Here is a 16,642-nt window from a genome sequence, read left to right as displayed (position 1 = left end):
GCCTAAAAGGCAATCAGAACACCACGCGGCAGGAAAACATTGAAAACATCGGCAAACAGCATGTTCAGCCCGAACGAAAACACCAGGGCAGCGATAACAGACTGAATAACCGTTCGGCGCGTCACACCTGCGATCAGCAATTGTGCAATCAGCAAAAAGCCGAACGTCGCCAGCGAAAAGCCCAACGTGGACAACACGCCAAGGTAAACCACCAGCAACCCGTAAATCGCAAAGGAAATGCGCCGGATTTTAAGCCAGCGCCCAAAGGCATAAACCGCTTCGGGCATGCCGCCATTGCGGTGAATATCAATCACCGACTTGATCGCGGCAAACAGGCACAAGGCGGCCAGCACAATGAAAACCAGTTTGGGGAAAGATCCGGCCCCCAATGGCTCCCAGCGTGATGTCGGCAAGGATGATGCCCGCCAGGCGCAATAAACCGCAGCAACACCAAAAACAATATAGGAAACCAGCCGGGCCAGTTCGTTTCGGGCCCGCGTGGCAGCAGATGCCACTGCATCTGCCGCCGCCGGTTTCGGGGTATCGGCCGTCATCCCTGCAACTTGCCGACCAGTTTGGTCACGTCAGCATCAAGTTTTTCGAGATAGGCTTTGTAATCTTCCTCGCCAATAAAGACATTGGCAGAACCGGCATTTTTCATTTTGGTTTTGATGTCATCAAGCGACATGGCTTTTTTCAAATCATCCGCCAGCTTGTCGACAATCGGCTGCGGTGTGCCCTTGGGCAGAACAACCCCGCGGGTCACCGCCATTTGCAAATCGTAGCCCTGTTCTTTCATCGTTGGCACATCGGGTTCTTCGGCGGTGCGTTCTTCTGTGCCGACACCGGCAAAAATCAGATCGCCGTTTTTAACAAACTCGCTCGCCGATGAAACATCGCCAATGGCAATATCAATATTGCCGCCCACCAGGGCGCGAATACGTTCACCCGTGTCGCGGAACCCGACATAACTGAACTGGACGCCAAGGGCATCCTCGATCATGGCCATGTGCAAATGCGGCACCCCGCCCAGGGTCACACCGGCGCGCACCTTGCCCGGGTTGGCCTTGGCATAGGCTTTTAATTCTTCAAGATTTTTGAAATTGTCGTTTTTGGAAAGCGTCAGATATTGCGGCGAAGATGCTACCAGCGCGACCGGAATAAAGCTGTCCCAATCCAGATCGGTGATGCCGGTTTTATTTGCCGTTAACAACCCTTCGTGGATTTGCGAAATCGTATAGCCATCTGCCGGGCGCTTGGCAAATTCCTTCAGGCCTACCGTTCCGCCAACGCCGGGCATATTAATAATTGGCACCGGCTGACCGGTCACTTCCGACAGGCCAAGGCCAACAATACGCATCAGGGTGTCGCTACCGCCACCCGGGCCCCAGGGCACAATAAATTCAATCGGTTTATTCGGATAATCCTGCGCCATAACCGGTGTTACCGCCGCTGCGGCCAGCATCAATCCCGCCGCCATCGCAATTTTGCGAAGCATATCTCCAGCCTCCTGATAAGTGGTTCATCATTTCCTCAAACCATTTTAGTCATGGTTCGTTATATTTATGCCAATATTGTTTGCACCTTCATTGCTGCGGCGCAAGCACAAAAACACAAATTTGCCATAAATTGCCATTTTTAGCGCTCGCACGTGCAAAAATTCTAGCCAAAAACGGAAATTTGTGACTAGAACCATTAATTGATTAAATCAAAATTGGTTTGGATTGGTTTAAAATGATGGATCTGGGAAGCGGCGCGCATCTTTATCTTATCTGGGGCGGCGCCATGCTGTTTGCCGGTGTGGTTGGCGGCATTATGGCCGGGTTGCTTGGCGTTGGCGGCGGCATTGTCATTGTGCCGGTGCTGTATCATTTCCTCTCCGTGATGGGGGTGGATGAAAGCATGCGCATGCAAATTGCCGTGGCAACATCGCTGACCACCATCATTGCCACCGCCCTGTCATCGACACGCAGCCATTACAAAAAAGGGGCGGTTGATGTCGGGCTGCTTAAACGCTGGGGCCCTGCCATTGTTATTGGCGTTATTATTGGCACCGCCATTGGCGGCCATGTTGACGGGCGGGTCTTAACCGTTGTTTTTGCTGTGGTGGCGTTGCTGGTAGCTGCCAACATGATGTTGGCACGCGACAGATCAACCGATTCGCAAAAAAACCCGCCCAAATCGGTATGGGCTGCACTGGGGGTTCTGGCGGGCGGTTTATCGGCGATGATGGGCATTGGCGGCGGCACCATTTGCGTACCGCTGCTTAGCTTTCTGGGCTATGACATTCGCAAAGCGGTTGGCACTGCATCGGCAATCGGATTGATCATTGCCCTGCCCGGCACCATTGGTTATGCCATGTCGGGCATTGGCATTGCGGGCAGGCCGCCCTTTTCCGTTGGCTATGTCAATGTGCTGGCAGCCGCCCTTCTGATACCCATGACCGTGCTTTTTGCGCCGGTTGGCGCGCGTATTGCCCACAGCATTCCCCAGCGGGCCTTACGCATCTGTTTCGGGCTTTTCTTGCTCGTTACGTCAATTCGTATGTTCCACGACCTGATTTTTTGATAGCTGATTGCACCGGAAACGTCAGTAGCAACAAGAAAAACACCTGCCATGAACGATATATCAACACAGGGGCTGGCCAAAACGCTGCGCAATGCCTTTAACCAGGGGCAATATGTAGAGAATGGTCGCGTCATTGCCGAACGCAGCCTGGCCGAAAAACTCGATGTGGGCCGCCGCGCCCTGCGCAAGGCGCTTGACGAACTTGAAGCCGACGGGCTGATCTGGCGCCGTCAAGGCCAGGGTACCTTTGTCGGCACCCCGCCTACCCCGCGCTTGCGCCGCCTTGAAGGGCTCGCCACCAAAACCAGCCCTTATGAAATTATGGAAGTTCGCCTGGAAATTGAACCGTCGATGGCGCGCTTTGCTGCCCTGCGCGCATCACAAGCCGATATCGATGCCATGCGCATGATGGTTGAAAACGCCGCCAATGCCCAAAATCAGGCCGATTATGAAAAATGGGATTCGGCCTTTCATCAAAAACTGGCCGAAAGTGTGCGCAATACCCTGTTTTTAGCGGTATTTGAGGCCGTAAACGCCGTTAGACGCGATGCCGCATGGTCGCGGATGCGCGAAAGTACACATTCCGACCGTCTGATCACCAAATTGTCCGAACAGCACCGCGCCATCGTCAATGCGATCGAAATGCGTGACCCCAACCAGGCGGAAGAAGCCATGCGCGCTCACCTCTCACAAGTCGAACGCGCCCTGCACCAAAACTGATTACAAACAGGAACCGGTAGTTAATCCCTTCGTGCCACCGCCCTGAAATATCGCTCCCCCCCGCCAATAACCGACCTAACCCCACCCTTGCCGGGCGAACTCGCCATTCACGTCAGTCTTTCGCCCCCGCCACACCGCAAAACACATGGATAATCGCACGCTGCTTCTGTCGTGCGGTTATGACCAACACATGTGTCGATTGGCAATGCAGCTAACACTGCAGCTCTCCGCCCGTGCGATCAGGTACACAGCACACAGCCCCCGGATTTAACCGCCCTGTACCGGCTTCGCACCGCTAAAACGACCCTGCCAGACACCACCATCACCATGCCCCACCCATTACACGCCGTTTGTTTGCAAGCCTTGCGCGCTTGTCCCGTCGTGTCTGCTATTGGCAAGACCATCTACGATACCATTCGGTCGGCTTTCACAACCAGCCTTGCACCTGGAAAGTCCTCATCTTTCGCAACAGATTAAATTGCATAAAATATTCACTTATCCAAATGCGCTGGAACAAAGCCAATATGCATTTGTTATCATGATATATTTGTTTCGACACCTGTTGCCCGCCCGCGCGAATTGATGTCAACCGCATTACTTTTCATATGATGACTTTACAAGCCACGGTCTGAACCATACATTCCCGATCAACAAACACCCGTCCGGATCAGGCGCGCCGGATGACAAAGCCCTGCTTTGTATCGTACTATTGTATGAGTTTTATAAAGAAGGAGGTTTTTTGCAGTTCACATCGGCCCTTTCCCTTCACGACAAAGGCCCGAATAGAACCATAAAACCTGCGTCAAACCTGTCGCCGCTGCGCGCGCCACAATAACGGATGATCAGATCCAACCCACAGGAGAACCCGATGCTGAGCGGAAAAAACTATATTGCAGGCGAATGGCTGGACGGACCGGACGTCTTTCAGGCGGACAACCCCGCAACCGGCGAAAAGCTGCCGACCAAATTTCAGCAGGGCACTGAACAGCATGTCGATCAGGCTGCCCGTGCGGCCAATGAATGCGCTGAAGAATTTGCATCCATGTCGCCGGCCAAACGGGCTGGTTTCCTGCGCGCCTGCGCGGATGAAATTGATGCCCGCGGCGATGAGCTGACTGAAATGGGCAACCTCGAATCGGCCCTGCCGCCCGCACGTCTGCAAGGCGAACGTGGCCGCACCGTCGGTCAGCTGCGTTTCTTTGCCGACTGGATCGAAGAAGGTTCGTGGTTTGAAGCCCGCATCGAAACCGCCCAGCCCGACCGCGCCCCGCTACCCAAACCCGACATCCGTTCGATGTTTAAGGCCCTTGGCCCGGTTGGCGTATTTGGCGCCTCAAACTTCCCGCTGGCATTTTCGGTTGCCGGTGGTGATACCGCATCGGCGCTGGCCGCGGGTTGCCCGGTCGTGTTCAAGGCCCATGCGGCGCATCCTGGTACATCCGAAATCGTGGCACAGGCCATTGATGCCGCGATCAAAAAAACCGGCATGCCCAAGGGTGTGTTCAGCATGGTTCACGGTGGTGGCCGCGTTGTTGGCCAGTCGCTGGTCGCCCATCCCATGATCAAGGCTGTTGGCTTTACCGGTTCTACCGGTGGGGGCCGTGCCCTGTTTGATATCGCTGTTAGCCGCCCGGAACCGATCCCGTTTTACGGCGAACTGGGCAGCAACAACCCGGTTTACCTGATGCCCAACGCCATGAAGAAAAATGCCGCAGGCATTGCAAAGGCATGGGCAGGGTCGCTGACCATGGGTGTCGGCCAGTTCTGCACCAATCCGGGTCTTTTGCTGGCCCTTAAGGGCGACGATATTGATACATTCGTCACCACCGCCGTTGAAGAACTGGGCGGCGTTGCCAGCCAGGCCATGCTGACCGACCGGGTTTCAAGCGCCTATCACGACGTCAATGATGCGATGGCAAAACACCCGAAAGTCACCTGTGCGCTTAAACGCCGCGATGGTGACGGCCCGTTTGAAGGCAGCCCCGCTGTTTACCGCGTATCTGCTGCCGACTGGGAAGCCAACCCGGAACTGGCCGAAGAAATGTTTGGCCCGGCCGGGATCATCATTGAATGCGACAGCACCGATCAGATTTTGGCCATTTCCGCCAAACTGCACGGCCAGTTAACCGCCACCATCCAGATGGACGATGCTGATGCCGAATTTGCCGGCAAGCTGCGCCCGCTTCTGGAAAAATGCGCTGGCCGTATTCTGGTCAATGGTTGGCCGACCGGCGTTGAAGTCTGCCATTCCATGGTCCACGGTGGCCCCTACCCGGCAAGCACCGACTCGCGTGCAACCTCGGTTGGGTCGCTGGCGATCAAACGCTTTGTCCGCCCGGTTGCCTATCAGGCCTTTGCCGATGCCTTGCTGCCCGATGCGCTGAAAGACGGCAATCCGCTGAACATTCCGCGTCTGGTCGATGGCAAATGGCAGATGCCGAAATAATCATCGCTCACCATACCCTTCACGTCACAGACAAAGGCGCTGCATCATTTGCAGCGCCTTTTGTTTATCCCCGTGAACCTGCTGTCAGGCAAACCTGAATACATCATTGCGAGGATGAAGAAGGAAAGGAGAGAAGGGAAGAAGGGGAGATAAAGCACGAATACCGTTCCCACAGCACACTGCTTTCCCTTAAGGACAAATACAGCATTCGTCAGGTCTTAAAGCAAAAACGCGACCGGGTTAGGGCTGGCCGCTTCCACGCGGCATTCCGGCTTCATCTTCACTGCCGCGATGATACCGAAATGTACCGCTGGCCGAGGCAATAATGCTTCCTTGCTGGTCATAGGCCGCTGCGGTGGTAAAAATAATTTTGCGTCCCCCACCCTGATATTGAGCCACGACAGAAACAGTCTCGCCCGCCCTTGCCTGCCCCATAAACTGCGTAGTCAGCGACAGGGTTAAACACCGGCGAATATTGCCTGGCACCGGGCAATAGCAACACGCATATCCCGATGCAGTATCAAGCAAGGTTGCCAAAACACCCCCGTGCAAAATTCCCGCACGGTTACAATGCTGCGCTGCAACCTTCAATGTGACGACGGCCTCGTTCATGCGCCATTCGACCAGCCGGTATCCCAGCATTTCCTGAAGACCACTGCCATGTTGCTGCTCGAAAGCAAGATTGTCATCGTCGTTGCTCAAAAGGCCCTCCTTTTCCAATATGTGCCATTTTTTCACATAATTGATGAATTTTTTACACATAATAACAATCAATAACGAGGTGTTCTTTGAAGTAAAAACATAAATAAAGCAGTTTGATTGTGCGGCGCAAAAACACAGAATTGATATTTTTCAATGACTTAACAGCTATCGTTCTCCAAACAAGAACGGGGACGCCGCAAACCGGTGATAGTGGGCAATGCTGGCTTTTGCTAACTTTCAACTCAAGGAAAACGACCCAAACTTCTTCCTAAAGGAGACTTCAAAATGGCTACTCTCGCATTTGACAGCGCCCCTGTTGCCCGCACCGAACCGGCTGCCGCAAAACCGAAATTTGGCTGGTTTGTAAACTTTCTTGAAGCCGTTCGCGTGGCCCAGATTCTGCAAAACAGCCCGGCGCGTGATCACACTGCCCTGATCAACGAATGGCGCAAAAACATGCTGGATGCAAAGAACTGATTGTTCTTCCCCCAACTTTGACGACGATCCGTAATAATCGCGCTTGACCGCTTCATTGCAGGCGACCTAAACGATTATATGCAAAAGTTTGATATCGTCACGATCAGGCTGTTCGTCGCCATTGTTAAGGCCGGCAGCATTAACGAAGCAGCCCGGCGCGAACATATCGCAACATCCGCCGTCAGTCGCCGCATTGGCGAACTTGAGGCCCTGTTGGGTGTGCGTTTGCTACGACGTTTGCCGCGCGGTGTTGAACCCACGCCGGAAGGAACTATTTTCGCCCGTTATGGCGAAAAGCTTCTGGGCGACCTGCGCCATCTGTCAAACGAATTACGTGATTTCAATTACGGTGAAAAAGGCGAGATTTTTCTGGCCACTGTCACGTCAGGTATCCTGACGGGATTACCAACCTATCTGGCTGATTTCGGGGTTGATTTCCCCGGCATTACAGTTGATGTCAGCGAACTGACCAGCCGTGAATCGGTGGATGCAATCCGTGATGGCCGGGCCGATCTGGCCGTGGTTGCCGACAATGTTGGCCGGTACGACCTTGATTATCATGTGTTTTGCGACGACCCTATCTGGCTGGTAACGCCAAAAGGCCATCCTCTTATTCCTGATCCGCAAAATCCGCAGCCGGTTCATTTCGCCGATGCCATCAAATATCAGATCATTTCCCTGCATGAGGGCGGCGTTATTGATGACCTGATCAGCGAAGCGGCCAACAAACTTAGCCATGAAATGCATCCGCATATCAAGGTAATGCGTTTTGGCTCACTGCGCCGTGTCATAGCCGCCGGGCTTGGTATCGGTTTTTTACGCCGCTCCAGCGTTGAAGAACACCTCTCGCACATGAATATTTCCGGCACACCCATTGCCGATGACTGGGCAAAGCGCCAGTTGCTGATTGTGCATGAGGCAGAAAAAAACCTGTCCACCGCCACCCGCACCCTGCGCGATTATCTGCTAAAAAAATCCCACGCTGCCGCTTCCCCGGAATAAATTTCTTTCATCCGGGCTATGGTCGATCACCGCGTTAGGGATCCTGCACATCTGGCGCGCCTGACATGCCGAACATTCAGCCCGCCGGTACACTTTGCGACACAAATTTATCAGCCGTGGTAAAATTTGCCAGCACCACAGCATGGCGGGTTCTTTTTTGGGCCTGATCCAAAATCAATGGCGGCAATTCAGGCCATATTCCAATTGGCGATAAAACGACTGCTTCATCAGCTTCGGTCAATGCCATCATTTCAGGCACATCGGTACGGGCATGCACGCCCCCGCCTGCCAACAATGGTAAAAACATGCTGTGCGGACGATCAGCCATCGATCTCCAGTCAGCAAGCGAGGGCTGACCCTCGACATTAGCAATTTTCACCGATAATTCAGGAACAACATTGGCAATGCGCTGGGCCTGCCAGATTTGCTCGTCACTGGGTTCTTTCAGGGATTTAAGGCCGTGTGGCACCAGAAACAGGGTTGTCTCGCCTGCTTGCCAGTTTCTGGCGGCAAGGGTTGTCGCCAGACAATCGGCCACCATCGGAATAAACCCGTGTAGCCCCGTTACCGGGGGTAACACCATCGCATGGCGCAGCCCCGCTTCGTTCAGAATGGCGGGCAATTCATCATTCACCAGATATCCGGCACTAAAAAACAACGGCACCACCACAAGCCGTGCGGTTTGCCCGGCTTGCATCATTTTTCCCAGAACCGACCTTAAGCCTGGGTCACTGCGCATATAGGCATGGGTAACAGGGCCGTTCCAGTGCGGGCGCAACTGGCGCGCCAGCATACCGGCCGGGTCGCCATCGGCAACACTGGTGCCATGTGCAACAATCAATAACGTCGTTTTACCGCGATAGGGCATGGTTACCGGTCACTTTGCAGCCTGATAAAACAGAATAACGTTGCCAAACTACATTCGGGTACGAAGCGAAACGAAATTTCGATCAAAATTATATCCAGCTTTTTGAGCCTAAATAGTTTTTTTCGCTGAATTTGAATAATTTTAGTCCCGGCGGGAATAAATCAGCCGCCTGTGGTGTCTGACAGGATGAGACGCTTTTTAAGGCCCTGTCCACTTTGGCAAAACAGCCGCTTCATCCCTTCCTGTTCTGACGGCAACAAACGCAGCAGAACATCAGACAAAAGGACACCCACCATGTTTACAGTCAAAACCATCCTGGTCGCCACGACCCTGTGTATTGCCGGGGCGAGCAGCGCCCTTGCCGCGCCGGTTAAATCCATGGATACCGACCTTGGCACCGTCCTGGCCGGAGAAAACGGCATGACCCTTTATACCTTCCAGAAAGACGGCAAGGATATGTCAAACTGCTATGACAAATGCGCTGCCAACTGGCCGCCATTCATGGCAACCGACGGCGCGATGGCAGATGGCGCATATTCCATCATCACCCGTAAGGATGGCAGCAAGCAGTGGGCGCACGACGGCAAACCGCTTTATTTCTGGATCAAGGACAGCAAACCGGGTGACACGACCGGTAACGGTGTTTTGAATGTCTGGGATGTTGCGCGCCCCTGACGGCCAGGCCTCCCTGCTGCATAATGCCTTACCTCCGATCAATTTGATCAACCAGAGCATGACGGGCACAAAAAGGCACCCCGGATGAAAGAACCAGGCATTCTTGAACTGATCCCCAATTTGCGTCGCTATGCGCGTGCCCTTGTACGCAACAGCCACGACGCCGAGGATCTGTTGCAGGACTGCCTGGTTTCTGCCTATGGCAATGCGCAAAGCTGGCGCGGGATCAACCGCAAGGCATGGCTGATGAAGATCATGACCAATTTGAATTATAACCGGCTGCGCAAACAACGCAGTACACGCGCCCTGTTTGACGAGGATGGCGAAAATATCGTCGAAACCGTCGCCAGCCCACCCGCAGGCGACTTTGCCACACACGATAGCCTGCGCCGCGCTGTTGAATTACTTGATCCCGACCAGCGGGCTGTTCTAATGCTGGTGGCAATTGAAGGCTATAGCTATGGGGAGTGTGCCGATATTCTGCAAATTCCCCAAGGCACAGTGATGTCACGCCTGTCGCGCGCTCGCAAATTTTTGGCAACACATCTGTCCTTGCAAAATGGTGACGACCATACGACACCCCCCAATGTGATTGCGTTACGGAGACCAAAATGACCGGGCAGAACAACGAAGATATTGGGGAAGACGACCTTCACGCCTATGTTGATGGTCAATTATCGCCCGAACGCCACCGCGTGGTTGAAGCCTGGCTGGCACAGCACCCGGACGCAGCAGCCGAGGTCGCAGACTGGCAGGCGCAAAATCAGCTTTTGCAAACCATTTTCCAGCCCGCCGCCTCCCCTGATGATCAGGAAATTAACGCGCAGGCCCGCATAACAGCACAGACACAACAAAACGATTATTCCGGCCATGACCCGGCAGTTATGTACACCGACAACGCCAACACCGCCGAAAATGGCATGGATGGCGTCGATGGCGCCGACAAACCCCATAATAATCACCTTTCAGACAATCATAACTCCCCAAACAGCACCACCGCCGGGCATGACGACCGGAATACGGTTTTGGACCTGGACGATGAGATTGACGATCCCGCTGATCGCGCCACACCCGTCCGCAATACGCGACGGTTATCCCCGCACCGCGAACATTTAACGCAAAATTTGCGCGCGCCATCAACCGGTGGCAACCGGCAGATCCCCCCGGCCCCGGGTCCTTACGAAGATGGCCCCAATCAACCATCGGGACGGCGCACACATTACCCGTTTCGGCAAATGGCGGCGGCACTGGTCGTTTTTATTGCAGGCGGAATTGGGGGGGCTGCGATTATGGAAGCCGCGATTCCGAAACAAGGCCAAAGTCCGGATTATGTTCAAACCCTGCCCGAAGCATCAAGTGCGGGATATGGCATTTATGCCAGCGAAGTGCGCCACCCGGTCGAGGTTTATGCCAACGAAAAAGACCATCTGGTTGGCTGGCTCGGCAAACGGCTGGGAATACATTTTACCGCCCCGGACCTGACATCGCAGGGATTTAACCTTGTCGGGGGGCGGCTGGTGCCCTTTGCTGGCAAACCCGGTGCATTGTTGATGTATGAGGATAATAGCGGCCAACGCCTGACCATGATGGTCGGTCACGATGCAGATAATCGATCCACCGGTTTTCGCTATCAGACATCGGGAAATATTGAGACATTCTACTGGATCGACGGAACCATCGGCTATGCGTTAAGCGGTGAAATCGGCAAGGCCCATCTCGAAGATGTGGCAATGGTGGTTTATCAACAGCTTGGCGCATGATTTATACTGAAATGGAAACAGTTTGTGTTTATTTCAATTGATTGTGCTTAATTAAAAACAACGTAAGCTGGCTCCAACAAATGTCACCCTGACACAGGAGCCGACAATGATTAAAGTACGCACATCAGCAGAACGTGGCCGGGCCGATTTTGGCTGGCTTGATTCACACCACAGCTTTTCGTTCGGTCATTATCATGACCAAAACCACATGGGCTGGGGTCCGTTACGGGTTATCAACGAAGACAGGGTTACAGCCGGTGCCGGCTTTGACCCCCACCCCCACCGCGACATGGAAATTATTTCCTATGTCATCGAAGGGGCCCTTGAACATAAAGACAGCATTGGCAACGGCTCGGTTATTCGTCCCGGACGCCTGCAACGCATGAGTGCGGGCACAGGCATTCGCCACAGCGAATATAACGGTTCAAAAACCGAACCGGTCCATTTCCTGCAAATCTGGATCATCCCTGAAAAACAGGGAATTGAACCAGGTTACGAGGAAAAGGACATTGCCGCCCCGTCAAACAGTTTGCAGTTGATTGGCAGTCATACAGGTCGGGATGGGTCGATCACCATCCATCAGGATGTGGATTTGTATGCCGCCCATTTAACCGCAGACAGCAAGGTTGACCATCCGTTGCGCGCAGGCCGCCTGGCCTGGTTGCAAGTAGTAAAGGGCACCCTGACCCTGGGCGACACCGAATTGAATGCCGGTGATGGTGCTGCCATTTCCGACGAAAACCTTCTGAAAATACACGCACAAACCGATATCGAGGCCCTGTTGTTTGACATGGTTGCCTGACTGACGGTTTACCGCTTTTCCCAATTTGCATCGTACGATGCCCCCTGAATTTACGGAGAATTCCAATGAACACGTCCCTCAACCCGTCTGGCGCCCGCCCCATTATCCCTGCCCTTGCCAATGTCTGGGCAGCCCTTGAACCCCTGTCATGGCTGATCGTTCGGGTGACCACCGGCATTCTTCTCATGCCGCATGGTGCCGGCAAGCTGTTTGGCCTGTTTGGCGGTTATGGTCTTGAAGGAACCGGTGGCTATTTTGACAGCATCGGCTTCCACCCGGGCTATCTTTTTGCCTTGCTGGTGGGTTCGCTTGAATTTTTCGGCGGTGCCCTTCTGGTTCTGGGCCTTTTGACCCGCCCGGTAGCAGCAGCCGTTGTCGTCTTCATGACCGTGGCGTTCTTCATTCACCTGCCCAATGGTTACGCCTGGATCAATGCCGGTTTTGAAATGCCCGTTCTGTGGGGCATGATGGCCCTTTCCATCCTTATTCGGGGTGGCGGCAAAATTTCGCTGGATCGCAAACTGGGTTTTGAATTCTAAAATTCTGTTTTGCGCACCCTGCTGCGCCATCGCACGCCATGACACGGGATACCCTTAAGGGTATCCCGTTTTTTGTTGTTTTTCATACGGTTAACATCCATCCCCAAATGGGGATATAGCGCACAGCGAAAACTCCCTATGGTTGCAGCCAGCAAGACACCGGATAGAAAAGTGATAGCAATGCGCAAAGATCAAACAGCCCTGCATTCAAAGTCAGCCACGGCACAAAATGCTTGCCATCCCTCTTTGATGGCAACATCCCAAATCATTATAAACGGTGCCAATTTGCCGCAATACCGGGATGTGCAATCGGCTTCACAGACGTTGCAGCACGATCTGTTGCAATCTTTCATTGCATGGAACATTGAAACACACCGCACATCGCGTCACACCCTGTTTTCAAACTGGCTTGGCAGTGTTTCTGCATCTGATTAAACACCGCAAAAATCCGGTAAGGCGAAAACCGCATCCTTTTCTCAATCAATTCCATCGTATTGTGCGACTTGGCTCCACAAATGCGCCGTACAAGGGACAGCTTCATGTCAAACGCACCGTCAATCATATTTGTCGATGACGATCCCAACGTTCTAAGCGGCCTGCGCCGCCGGGTGCGGACAAAGCGCCCAAACTGGCGTTTGCAGTTTTGCGACAATGGGGAAGAAGTGTTGAACCTTCTGCAATCGCGTCACAGTGTTGATGTGATTGTTTCCGACATGCGCATGCCGGTGATGGATGGTGCGGAACTGTTTCGCAAGGTTTCAAGGCTTTACCCGGAAATTGGCCGTATCCTGTTATCTGGCTATGCCGACGAACATGCCAATCTTCTGGGCACATCTGCAACCCATCACTTTTTGATGAAACCATGCGATGATCAATCGATCATTAACGCAATCGAACGGGCGCTGATTTTGCGGTCCTATTTGCGTGACCCGTATTTGCTGGGTGTGATGTCCTGTTTGCCGGGTCACTATTTGTGGCCCACCGCATTTCGCAACCTGCAAACCACCCTGTATCACGAAGGCCCGGTATCGGAAGAAAACCTGTCGCATTATGCAATGGACCACAGTGACTGCGTTTCCTTTATCCGGCATTATGCCCGCCGGGAAGGGTTGATTGCCGCAAACAGCACGGCAACCCTGCATCATCTTTTTGAGATTTTGGGTATTGAAAGCGTCAAGGCTCTGGCCTTGCTATTTGAAATTTATGGCAATGGCGACGGCGAAACCGCAGAAAATGACCCCGAATTGATCCGCTCCCTGATCATGGCAGAAATTGCCGCCCGGCTGGGCCGTCATGAAAACAGCGAATTTGAAAACATCGATGCCAGCCGGGCTGCGTCCCTTCTCGCCCATGTTGGCAGCAAACTGATTGAAACCGTTTTGCCCAATCAAAGCATGACGGCCCGGCACATCGCCGACAAAAACCAGTGCGACATCATTTCCGCCGAAATTGATGTGATGGGCATCAGCCATGCCGGGCTGTCCGCCTGTATGGCCGCTCTCTGGAGCTTCAAGCACGAAATTATCGAGGATATTGCCTTTCATCACCGTCCCGAATCGGCCCCGACCGGCCGGTCATCAACCCTGGCCATGGTCTACGCCGCACAGCATTTCTCGCGCGAATATGGCCGGTCCGGACGGCTGGTAAGGGAAAAATATCCACTTTCCGAACGCTACCTTGCAACAGTTGGCATTGGCGACAAATGGACATCCTGGTCCAACATTGCCCGCGATACCGTTCGATTTCACGAGGCCCAATAAGCCCGGAATGCGTTGATCGAAACCGGTCAACGCCCCGCAACCGACGGGCAAGGTTTGCGAAAACCCTTGCCCGAAGCAGCATAAATCACGTGCTGTGATGACGTTATGACTTTCATCATGTGAATTCCCTGGCACATGATAGAAAACCCCGGTTTCCCCTGCCAAAAGCAGAACAGGGAAACCGGGGTTTTCATTTCAGTGGTCATCAACATCGCTTAAAAATCATACCCTTCGGCGATATCGATACGGACCGGAAGGCTGGCGCGTCACACCTTTGCCCGTTTTATTTCACACATGGCACAACCGTCTCGCCGCGCCAAACCTTGACAGGTTCGCTACAGCAAAAACACCCTTCATAGGCGGGGCAAATATCAGGCATTCTCTTGCAAACGTTCGGTCGATACCGGCAGAAAAATAACAAATTCAGCTTCGCCAACCAGCCCTTCCGTCAGGATCAGGTCACCGCCAAAATCATCCTGAATCAGCTTGCGACAAATCGGCAGGCCCTGCCCGGTGCCCACACCATGTTCCTTGGTGGTAAAGAAATAATCGAAAATCCGGTTGCGTAGTTCATCTGGCACACCGCCGCCATTATCGCGAACCCGGATTTCAATGGTATCGGCAACCAGATTAACCACCACCAGCACCCGGCCATTTTTAACGCCGTTGCTTTTAATCGCCTGTCCGGCATTCACAATCAGATTGATAAGCGCCTGTGACAAATGGTTACGCCGCCCAATAACCTCGGTTACATCCGAATGATAGCTGTAATCAAGCTGGGCCACATGTTTGATCTGGTTGCGCGTCAGGGTAATGGCCGTTTCTATTTCATCGGGAACAGAAACCAGTTCGATGGACTCATTGGTCGGATGGGCAAATTTGCGAATACCGCGCACAATTCCGGCAATGCGCTCCAATCCTTCCAGGCTTTCACGCAACGCCAAAGGAACTTCTTCAGCCATAAACTCCACCCGGTCACGCTCGATTTCCAGGTTGGCAGGCCCATCCTCGCGATAGCGGATCGCCCCGGTCAGTTCGGTAAAACTGTCGGACAAAAATTCCAGGTTATTGTGAATATACTGTGCTGGCGTGTTAATTTCATGGGCAACCCCACCGGCCAATGTGCCCAATGCGTGCATTTTGGCGTATTCGGCGGCTTCCTCGACAACATGTTGTTGTTGCCGTGCCACCTGTGCATCCATATCGGCACGCAAAACCCGCTGCCGGTTATGAAGCAAAAACACCAAAAGCCCGATCATCACGACCAGGCCAAAAATAAACAGATAGGAAAGTTCCTCGATATCGTTTTTGACCCCGGCAATATTGCTGGAATTATAAACCGATACATAGTTTGTCGTCAGAACCGCAGCATCCTGAATTTGTTCTGCCATTCCCCCCAGTTGCGTGTCGATCAGGGCCACAATCCGGGCTTCGGGCAAACCTTCGGCAATATGCTGGTCAATATTTTTAATGATGGTGGTAAGTTCTGCCAGCAATTTGATCGCTTCGGGAATTTCGTGCAACGTGGCAAAACCGCTGCCGTCGCGCACAATCGATACCCGGCTAACAAACAAATCATAATCAAACAGAATATCGTCGTAGGTTAACGACCCGTCTTTTTTGTCGTCGGAATATTTAAGGATATCGCGATCCAGAACCAGATACTGCTTTTGTATCTGAAACATTGCCCAGGCAAAATTCTCGCGATAGGCAAACCGTTCGTCTTCAAGTTTGCGAACAATCGCCATCGAATAAAAATAATAGACAACGACAAACAGGGTCAAAACCAGAATGGCGACCCCGTTCGTGAGAAAAGACTTTTTCTTGCTATTAAGGTTGGGCATTAATCGATTTCACCTGCCACACAGCATAAGACCAGTATTGATCTGTCTGGAAAGACGGGTGGCTGTCAAACGGGAAAATGACCCAATATGGTCCCTTGTCGCGAACAGACATGGTTTTACCATCAAGTTGATAAGCCAAAATCGCCCCGTTTTCGGTCAATTCAGTGACCGGAACTGTCACGCTATAATCATTCAATGCCGAAACACGCACGTCTCCCTCAGCAATGCCATATTTGCTCAGCAAATCGGCAAAGGAAACACCGGTGAAAACACGTTTTCCGACAGTCCAGGGGGTGTTGGTTGTCACCTTGCTTGCCGGCAAGTTTAACAGATCATCATAGGATAGAACTGTTTTACTGCCATCAGCGGTCACAACCGTTAATTCATTGCGGGCCTGCGCCGAACTGACCGGCAGCAACATGGCAGCAAATGCCACCGCAAGTACCACCCTGGTGAAAAATTTTAACATTGAATATTCC

Annotated in this window: 18 protein-coding genes; 12 read left to right on the top strand and 6 right to left on the bottom strand. The window is 53.0% G+C overall.

Translation table 11 applies throughout. The features are described from left to right. Positions 1 to 2: 2 nt before the first annotated feature. Complete coding sequence (locus tag J4E05_RS11085) at positions 3 to 554, bottom strand: tripartite tricarboxylate transporter TctB family protein (RefSeq protein ID WP_349595434.1); 552 nt, start codon at positions 552 to 554, stop codon at positions 3 to 5. Beyond that, complete coding sequence (locus J4E05_RS11080; RefSeq protein WP_085590100.1) at positions 551 to 1,498, bottom strand: Bug family tripartite tricarboxylate transporter substrate binding protein; 948 nt, start codon at positions 1,496 to 1,498, stop codon at positions 551 to 553. The genes J4E05_RS11085 and J4E05_RS11080 overlap by 4 nt, the downstream gene beginning before the upstream one ends. Positions 1,499 to 1,734: 236 nt before the next feature. Here J4E05_RS11080 and J4E05_RS11075 point away from each other — a divergent pair, with 236 nt between their 5' ends. From J4E05_RS11075 to J4E05_RS11065, 3 genes are all read left to right on the top strand, one after another. Continuing rightward, complete coding sequence (locus tag J4E05_RS11075; RefSeq protein ID WP_085590102.1) at positions 1,735 to 2,568, top strand: sulfite exporter TauE/SafE family protein; 834 nt, start codon at positions 1,735 to 1,737, stop codon at positions 2,566 to 2,568. Positions 2,569 to 2,616: 48 nt separating this feature from the next. Beyond that, positions 2,617 to 3,288: a FadR/GntR family transcriptional regulator gene (locus tag J4E05_RS11070; protein WP_085590104.1), complete on the top strand. Its 672-nt coding sequence runs from the start codon at positions 2,617 to 2,619 to the stop codon at positions 3,286 to 3,288. An 868-nt stretch (positions 3,289 to 4,156) separates the two neighbouring features. Further along, positions 4,157 to 5,734 (top strand): aldehyde dehydrogenase (NADP(+)), encoded by a 1,578-nt coding sequence (locus J4E05_RS11065; protein WP_349595430.1) that lies wholly within the window; start codon positions 4,157 to 4,159, stop codon positions 5,732 to 5,734. A 240-nt stretch (positions 5,735 to 5,974) separates the two neighbouring features. Here J4E05_RS11065 and J4E05_RS11060 read toward each other — a convergent pair whose 3' ends face one another. Then, on the bottom strand, positions 5,975 to 6,436 hold the full coding sequence (locus tag J4E05_RS11060; RefSeq protein ID WP_085590171.1) for a PaaI family thioesterase: 462 nt from the start codon (positions 6,434 to 6,436) through the stop codon (positions 5,975 to 5,977). Positions 6,437 to 6,721: 285 nt separating this feature from the next. Between J4E05_RS11060 and J4E05_RS11055 the strand changes: the two genes are divergently transcribed. Both J4E05_RS11055 and J4E05_RS11050 read left to right on the top strand, forming a co-directional pair. Then, the gene (locus J4E05_RS11055; RefSeq protein ID WP_085590108.1) at positions 6,722 to 6,913 is read left to right on the top strand and encodes a hypothetical protein; all 192 of its coding nucleotides are present in this window, start codon (positions 6,722 to 6,724) and stop codon (positions 6,911 to 6,913) included. 78 nt (positions 6,914 to 6,991) lie between these two features. Then, positions 6,992 to 7,915, top strand: a complete 924-nt coding sequence (locus J4E05_RS11050) for a LysR family transcriptional regulator (RefSeq protein ID WP_349595427.1) — start codon at positions 6,992 to 6,994, stop codon at positions 7,913 to 7,915. Between the two features lie 76 nt (positions 7,916 to 7,991). Here the strand turns inward: J4E05_RS11050 and J4E05_RS11045 are convergent, their stop codons facing one another. Further along, entirely contained in the window at positions 7,992 to 8,783 is a 792-nt protein-coding gene (locus tag J4E05_RS11045; RefSeq protein ID WP_349595424.1) for a sirohydrochlorin chelatase, read from the bottom strand. Positions 8,784 to 9,077: 294 nt separating this feature from the next. On the opposite strand from J4E05_RS11045, the gene J4E05_RS11040 reads away from it, so the two are divergent. The 7 genes from J4E05_RS11040 to J4E05_RS11010 all read left to right on the top strand — a co-directional run bounded on the left by J4E05_RS11040 (position 9,078) and on the right by J4E05_RS11010 (position 14,319). Then, positions 9,078 to 9,458 carry a COG4315 family predicted lipoprotein gene (locus J4E05_RS11040; protein ID WP_349595421.1) on the top strand — a complete coding sequence of 127 codons (381 nt, stop codon included), beginning with the start codon at positions 9,078 to 9,080 and terminating at the stop codon, positions 9,456 to 9,458. Positions 9,459 to 9,542: 84 nt separating this feature from the next. Continuing rightward, positions 9,543 to 10,073 carry an RNA polymerase sigma factor gene (locus tag J4E05_RS11035; RefSeq protein WP_085590116.1) on the top strand — a complete coding sequence of 177 codons (531 nt, stop codon included), beginning with the start codon at positions 9,543 to 9,545 and terminating at the stop codon, positions 10,071 to 10,073. Next, positions 10,070 to 11,218 carry an anti-sigma factor family protein gene (locus J4E05_RS11030; protein ID WP_349595418.1) on the top strand — a complete coding sequence of 383 codons (1,149 nt, stop codon included), beginning with the start codon at positions 10,070 to 10,072 and terminating at the stop codon, positions 11,216 to 11,218. The genes J4E05_RS11035 and J4E05_RS11030 overlap by 4 nt, the downstream gene beginning before the upstream one ends. 106 nt (positions 11,219 to 11,324) lie before the next feature. Beyond that, complete coding sequence (locus J4E05_RS11025) at positions 11,325 to 12,020, top strand: pirin family protein (RefSeq protein WP_349595415.1); 696 nt, start codon at positions 11,325 to 11,327, stop codon at positions 12,018 to 12,020. Between the two features lie 65 nt (positions 12,021 to 12,085). Next, positions 12,086 to 12,559, top strand: a complete 474-nt coding sequence (locus J4E05_RS11020; RefSeq protein ID WP_349595412.1) for a DoxX family protein — start codon at positions 12,086 to 12,088, stop codon at positions 12,557 to 12,559. Between the two features lie 180 nt (positions 12,560 to 12,739). Next, positions 12,740 to 12,994, top strand: coding sequence for a hypothetical protein (locus tag J4E05_RS11015; protein ID WP_349595409.1), 255 nt, complete (start codon positions 12,740 to 12,742; stop codon positions 12,992 to 12,994). A 104-nt stretch (positions 12,995 to 13,098) separates the two neighbouring features. Then, positions 13,099 to 14,319, top strand: a complete 1,221-nt coding sequence (locus J4E05_RS11010; RefSeq protein ID WP_349595406.1) for a response regulator — start codon at positions 13,099 to 13,101, stop codon at positions 14,317 to 14,319. A gap of 371 nt (positions 14,320 to 14,690) precedes the next feature. On the opposite strand, the gene J4E05_RS11005 is transcribed toward J4E05_RS11010, so the two are convergent. Further along, complete coding sequence (locus tag J4E05_RS11005; protein ID WP_085590128.1) at positions 14,691 to 16,163, bottom strand: sensor histidine kinase; 1,473 nt, start codon at positions 16,161 to 16,163, stop codon at positions 14,691 to 14,693. Then, positions 16,150 to 16,632 (bottom strand): putative pterin-binding protein, encoded by a 483-nt coding sequence (locus J4E05_RS11000; protein ID WP_349595403.1) that lies wholly within the window; start codon positions 16,630 to 16,632, stop codon positions 16,150 to 16,152. The genes J4E05_RS11005 and J4E05_RS11000 overlap by 14 nt, the downstream gene beginning before the upstream one ends. Positions 16,633 to 16,642: the final 10 nt, after the last annotated feature.

The organism is Thalassospira sp. NFXS8 (assembly GCF_040148805.1).
Taxonomy (GTDB): domain Bacteria; phylum Pseudomonadota; class Alphaproteobacteria; order Rhodospirillales; family Thalassospiraceae; genus Thalassospira.
The sequence above is the reverse complement of the archived record's forward strand: the minus strand, read 5'-3'. Positions and strand labels throughout refer to the sequence as shown.

Bases quoted from the DNA above. Each gene is read 5' to 3' on its own strand.
- J4E05_RS11085 (WP_349595434.1), bottom strand. From the start codon at position 554: ATGACGGCCGATACCCCGAAACCGGCGGCGGCAGATGCAGTGGCATCT.
- J4E05_RS11080 (WP_085590100.1), bottom strand. From the start codon at position 1,498: ATGCTTCGCAAAATTGCGATGGCGGCGGGATTGATGCTGGCCGCAGCG.
- J4E05_RS11075 (WP_085590102.1), top strand. From the start codon at position 1,735: ATGATGGATCTGGGAAGCGGCGCGCATCTTTATCTTATCTGGGGCGGC.
- J4E05_RS11070 (WP_085590104.1), top strand. From the start codon at position 2,617: ATGAACGATATATCAACACAGGGGCTGGCCAAAACGCTGCGCAATGCC.
- J4E05_RS11065 (WP_349595430.1), top strand. From the start codon at position 4,157: ATGCTGAGCGGAAAAAACTATATTGCAGGCGAATGGCTGGACGGACCG.
- J4E05_RS11055 (WP_085590108.1), top strand. From the start codon at position 6,722: ATGGCTACTCTCGCATTTGACAGCGCCCCTGTTGCCCGCACCGAACCG.
- J4E05_RS11050 (WP_349595427.1), top strand. From the start codon at position 6,992: ATGCAAAAGTTTGATATCGTCACGATCAGGCTGTTCGTCGCCATTGTT.
- J4E05_RS11045 (WP_349595424.1), bottom strand. From the start codon at position 8,783: ATGCCCTATCGCGGTAAAACGACGTTATTGATTGTTGCACATGGCACC.
- J4E05_RS11040 (WP_349595421.1), top strand. From the start codon at position 9,078: ATGTTTACAGTCAAAACCATCCTGGTCGCCACGACCCTGTGTATTGCC.
- J4E05_RS11035 (WP_085590116.1), top strand. From the start codon at position 9,543: ATGAAAGAACCAGGCATTCTTGAACTGATCCCCAATTTGCGTCGCTAT.
- J4E05_RS11030 (WP_349595418.1), top strand. From the start codon at position 10,070: ATGACCGGGCAGAACAACGAAGATATTGGGGAAGACGACCTTCACGCC.
- J4E05_RS11025 (WP_349595415.1), top strand. From the start codon at position 11,325: ATGATTAAAGTACGCACATCAGCAGAACGTGGCCGGGCCGATTTTGGC.
- J4E05_RS11020 (WP_349595412.1), top strand. From the start codon at position 12,086: ATGAACACGTCCCTCAACCCGTCTGGCGCCCGCCCCATTATCCCTGCC.
- J4E05_RS11015 (WP_349595409.1), top strand. From the start codon at position 12,740: ATGCGCAAAGATCAAACAGCCCTGCATTCAAAGTCAGCCACGGCACAA.
- J4E05_RS11010 (WP_349595406.1), top strand. From the start codon at position 13,099: ATGTCAAACGCACCGTCAATCATATTTGTCGATGACGATCCCAACGTT.
- J4E05_RS11005 (WP_085590128.1), bottom strand. From the start codon at position 16,163: ATGCCCAACCTTAATAGCAAGAAAAAGTCTTTTCTCACGAACGGGGTC.
- J4E05_RS11000 (WP_349595403.1), bottom strand. From the start codon at position 16,632: ATGTTAAAATTTTTCACCAGGGTGGTACTTGCGGTGGCATTTGCTGCC.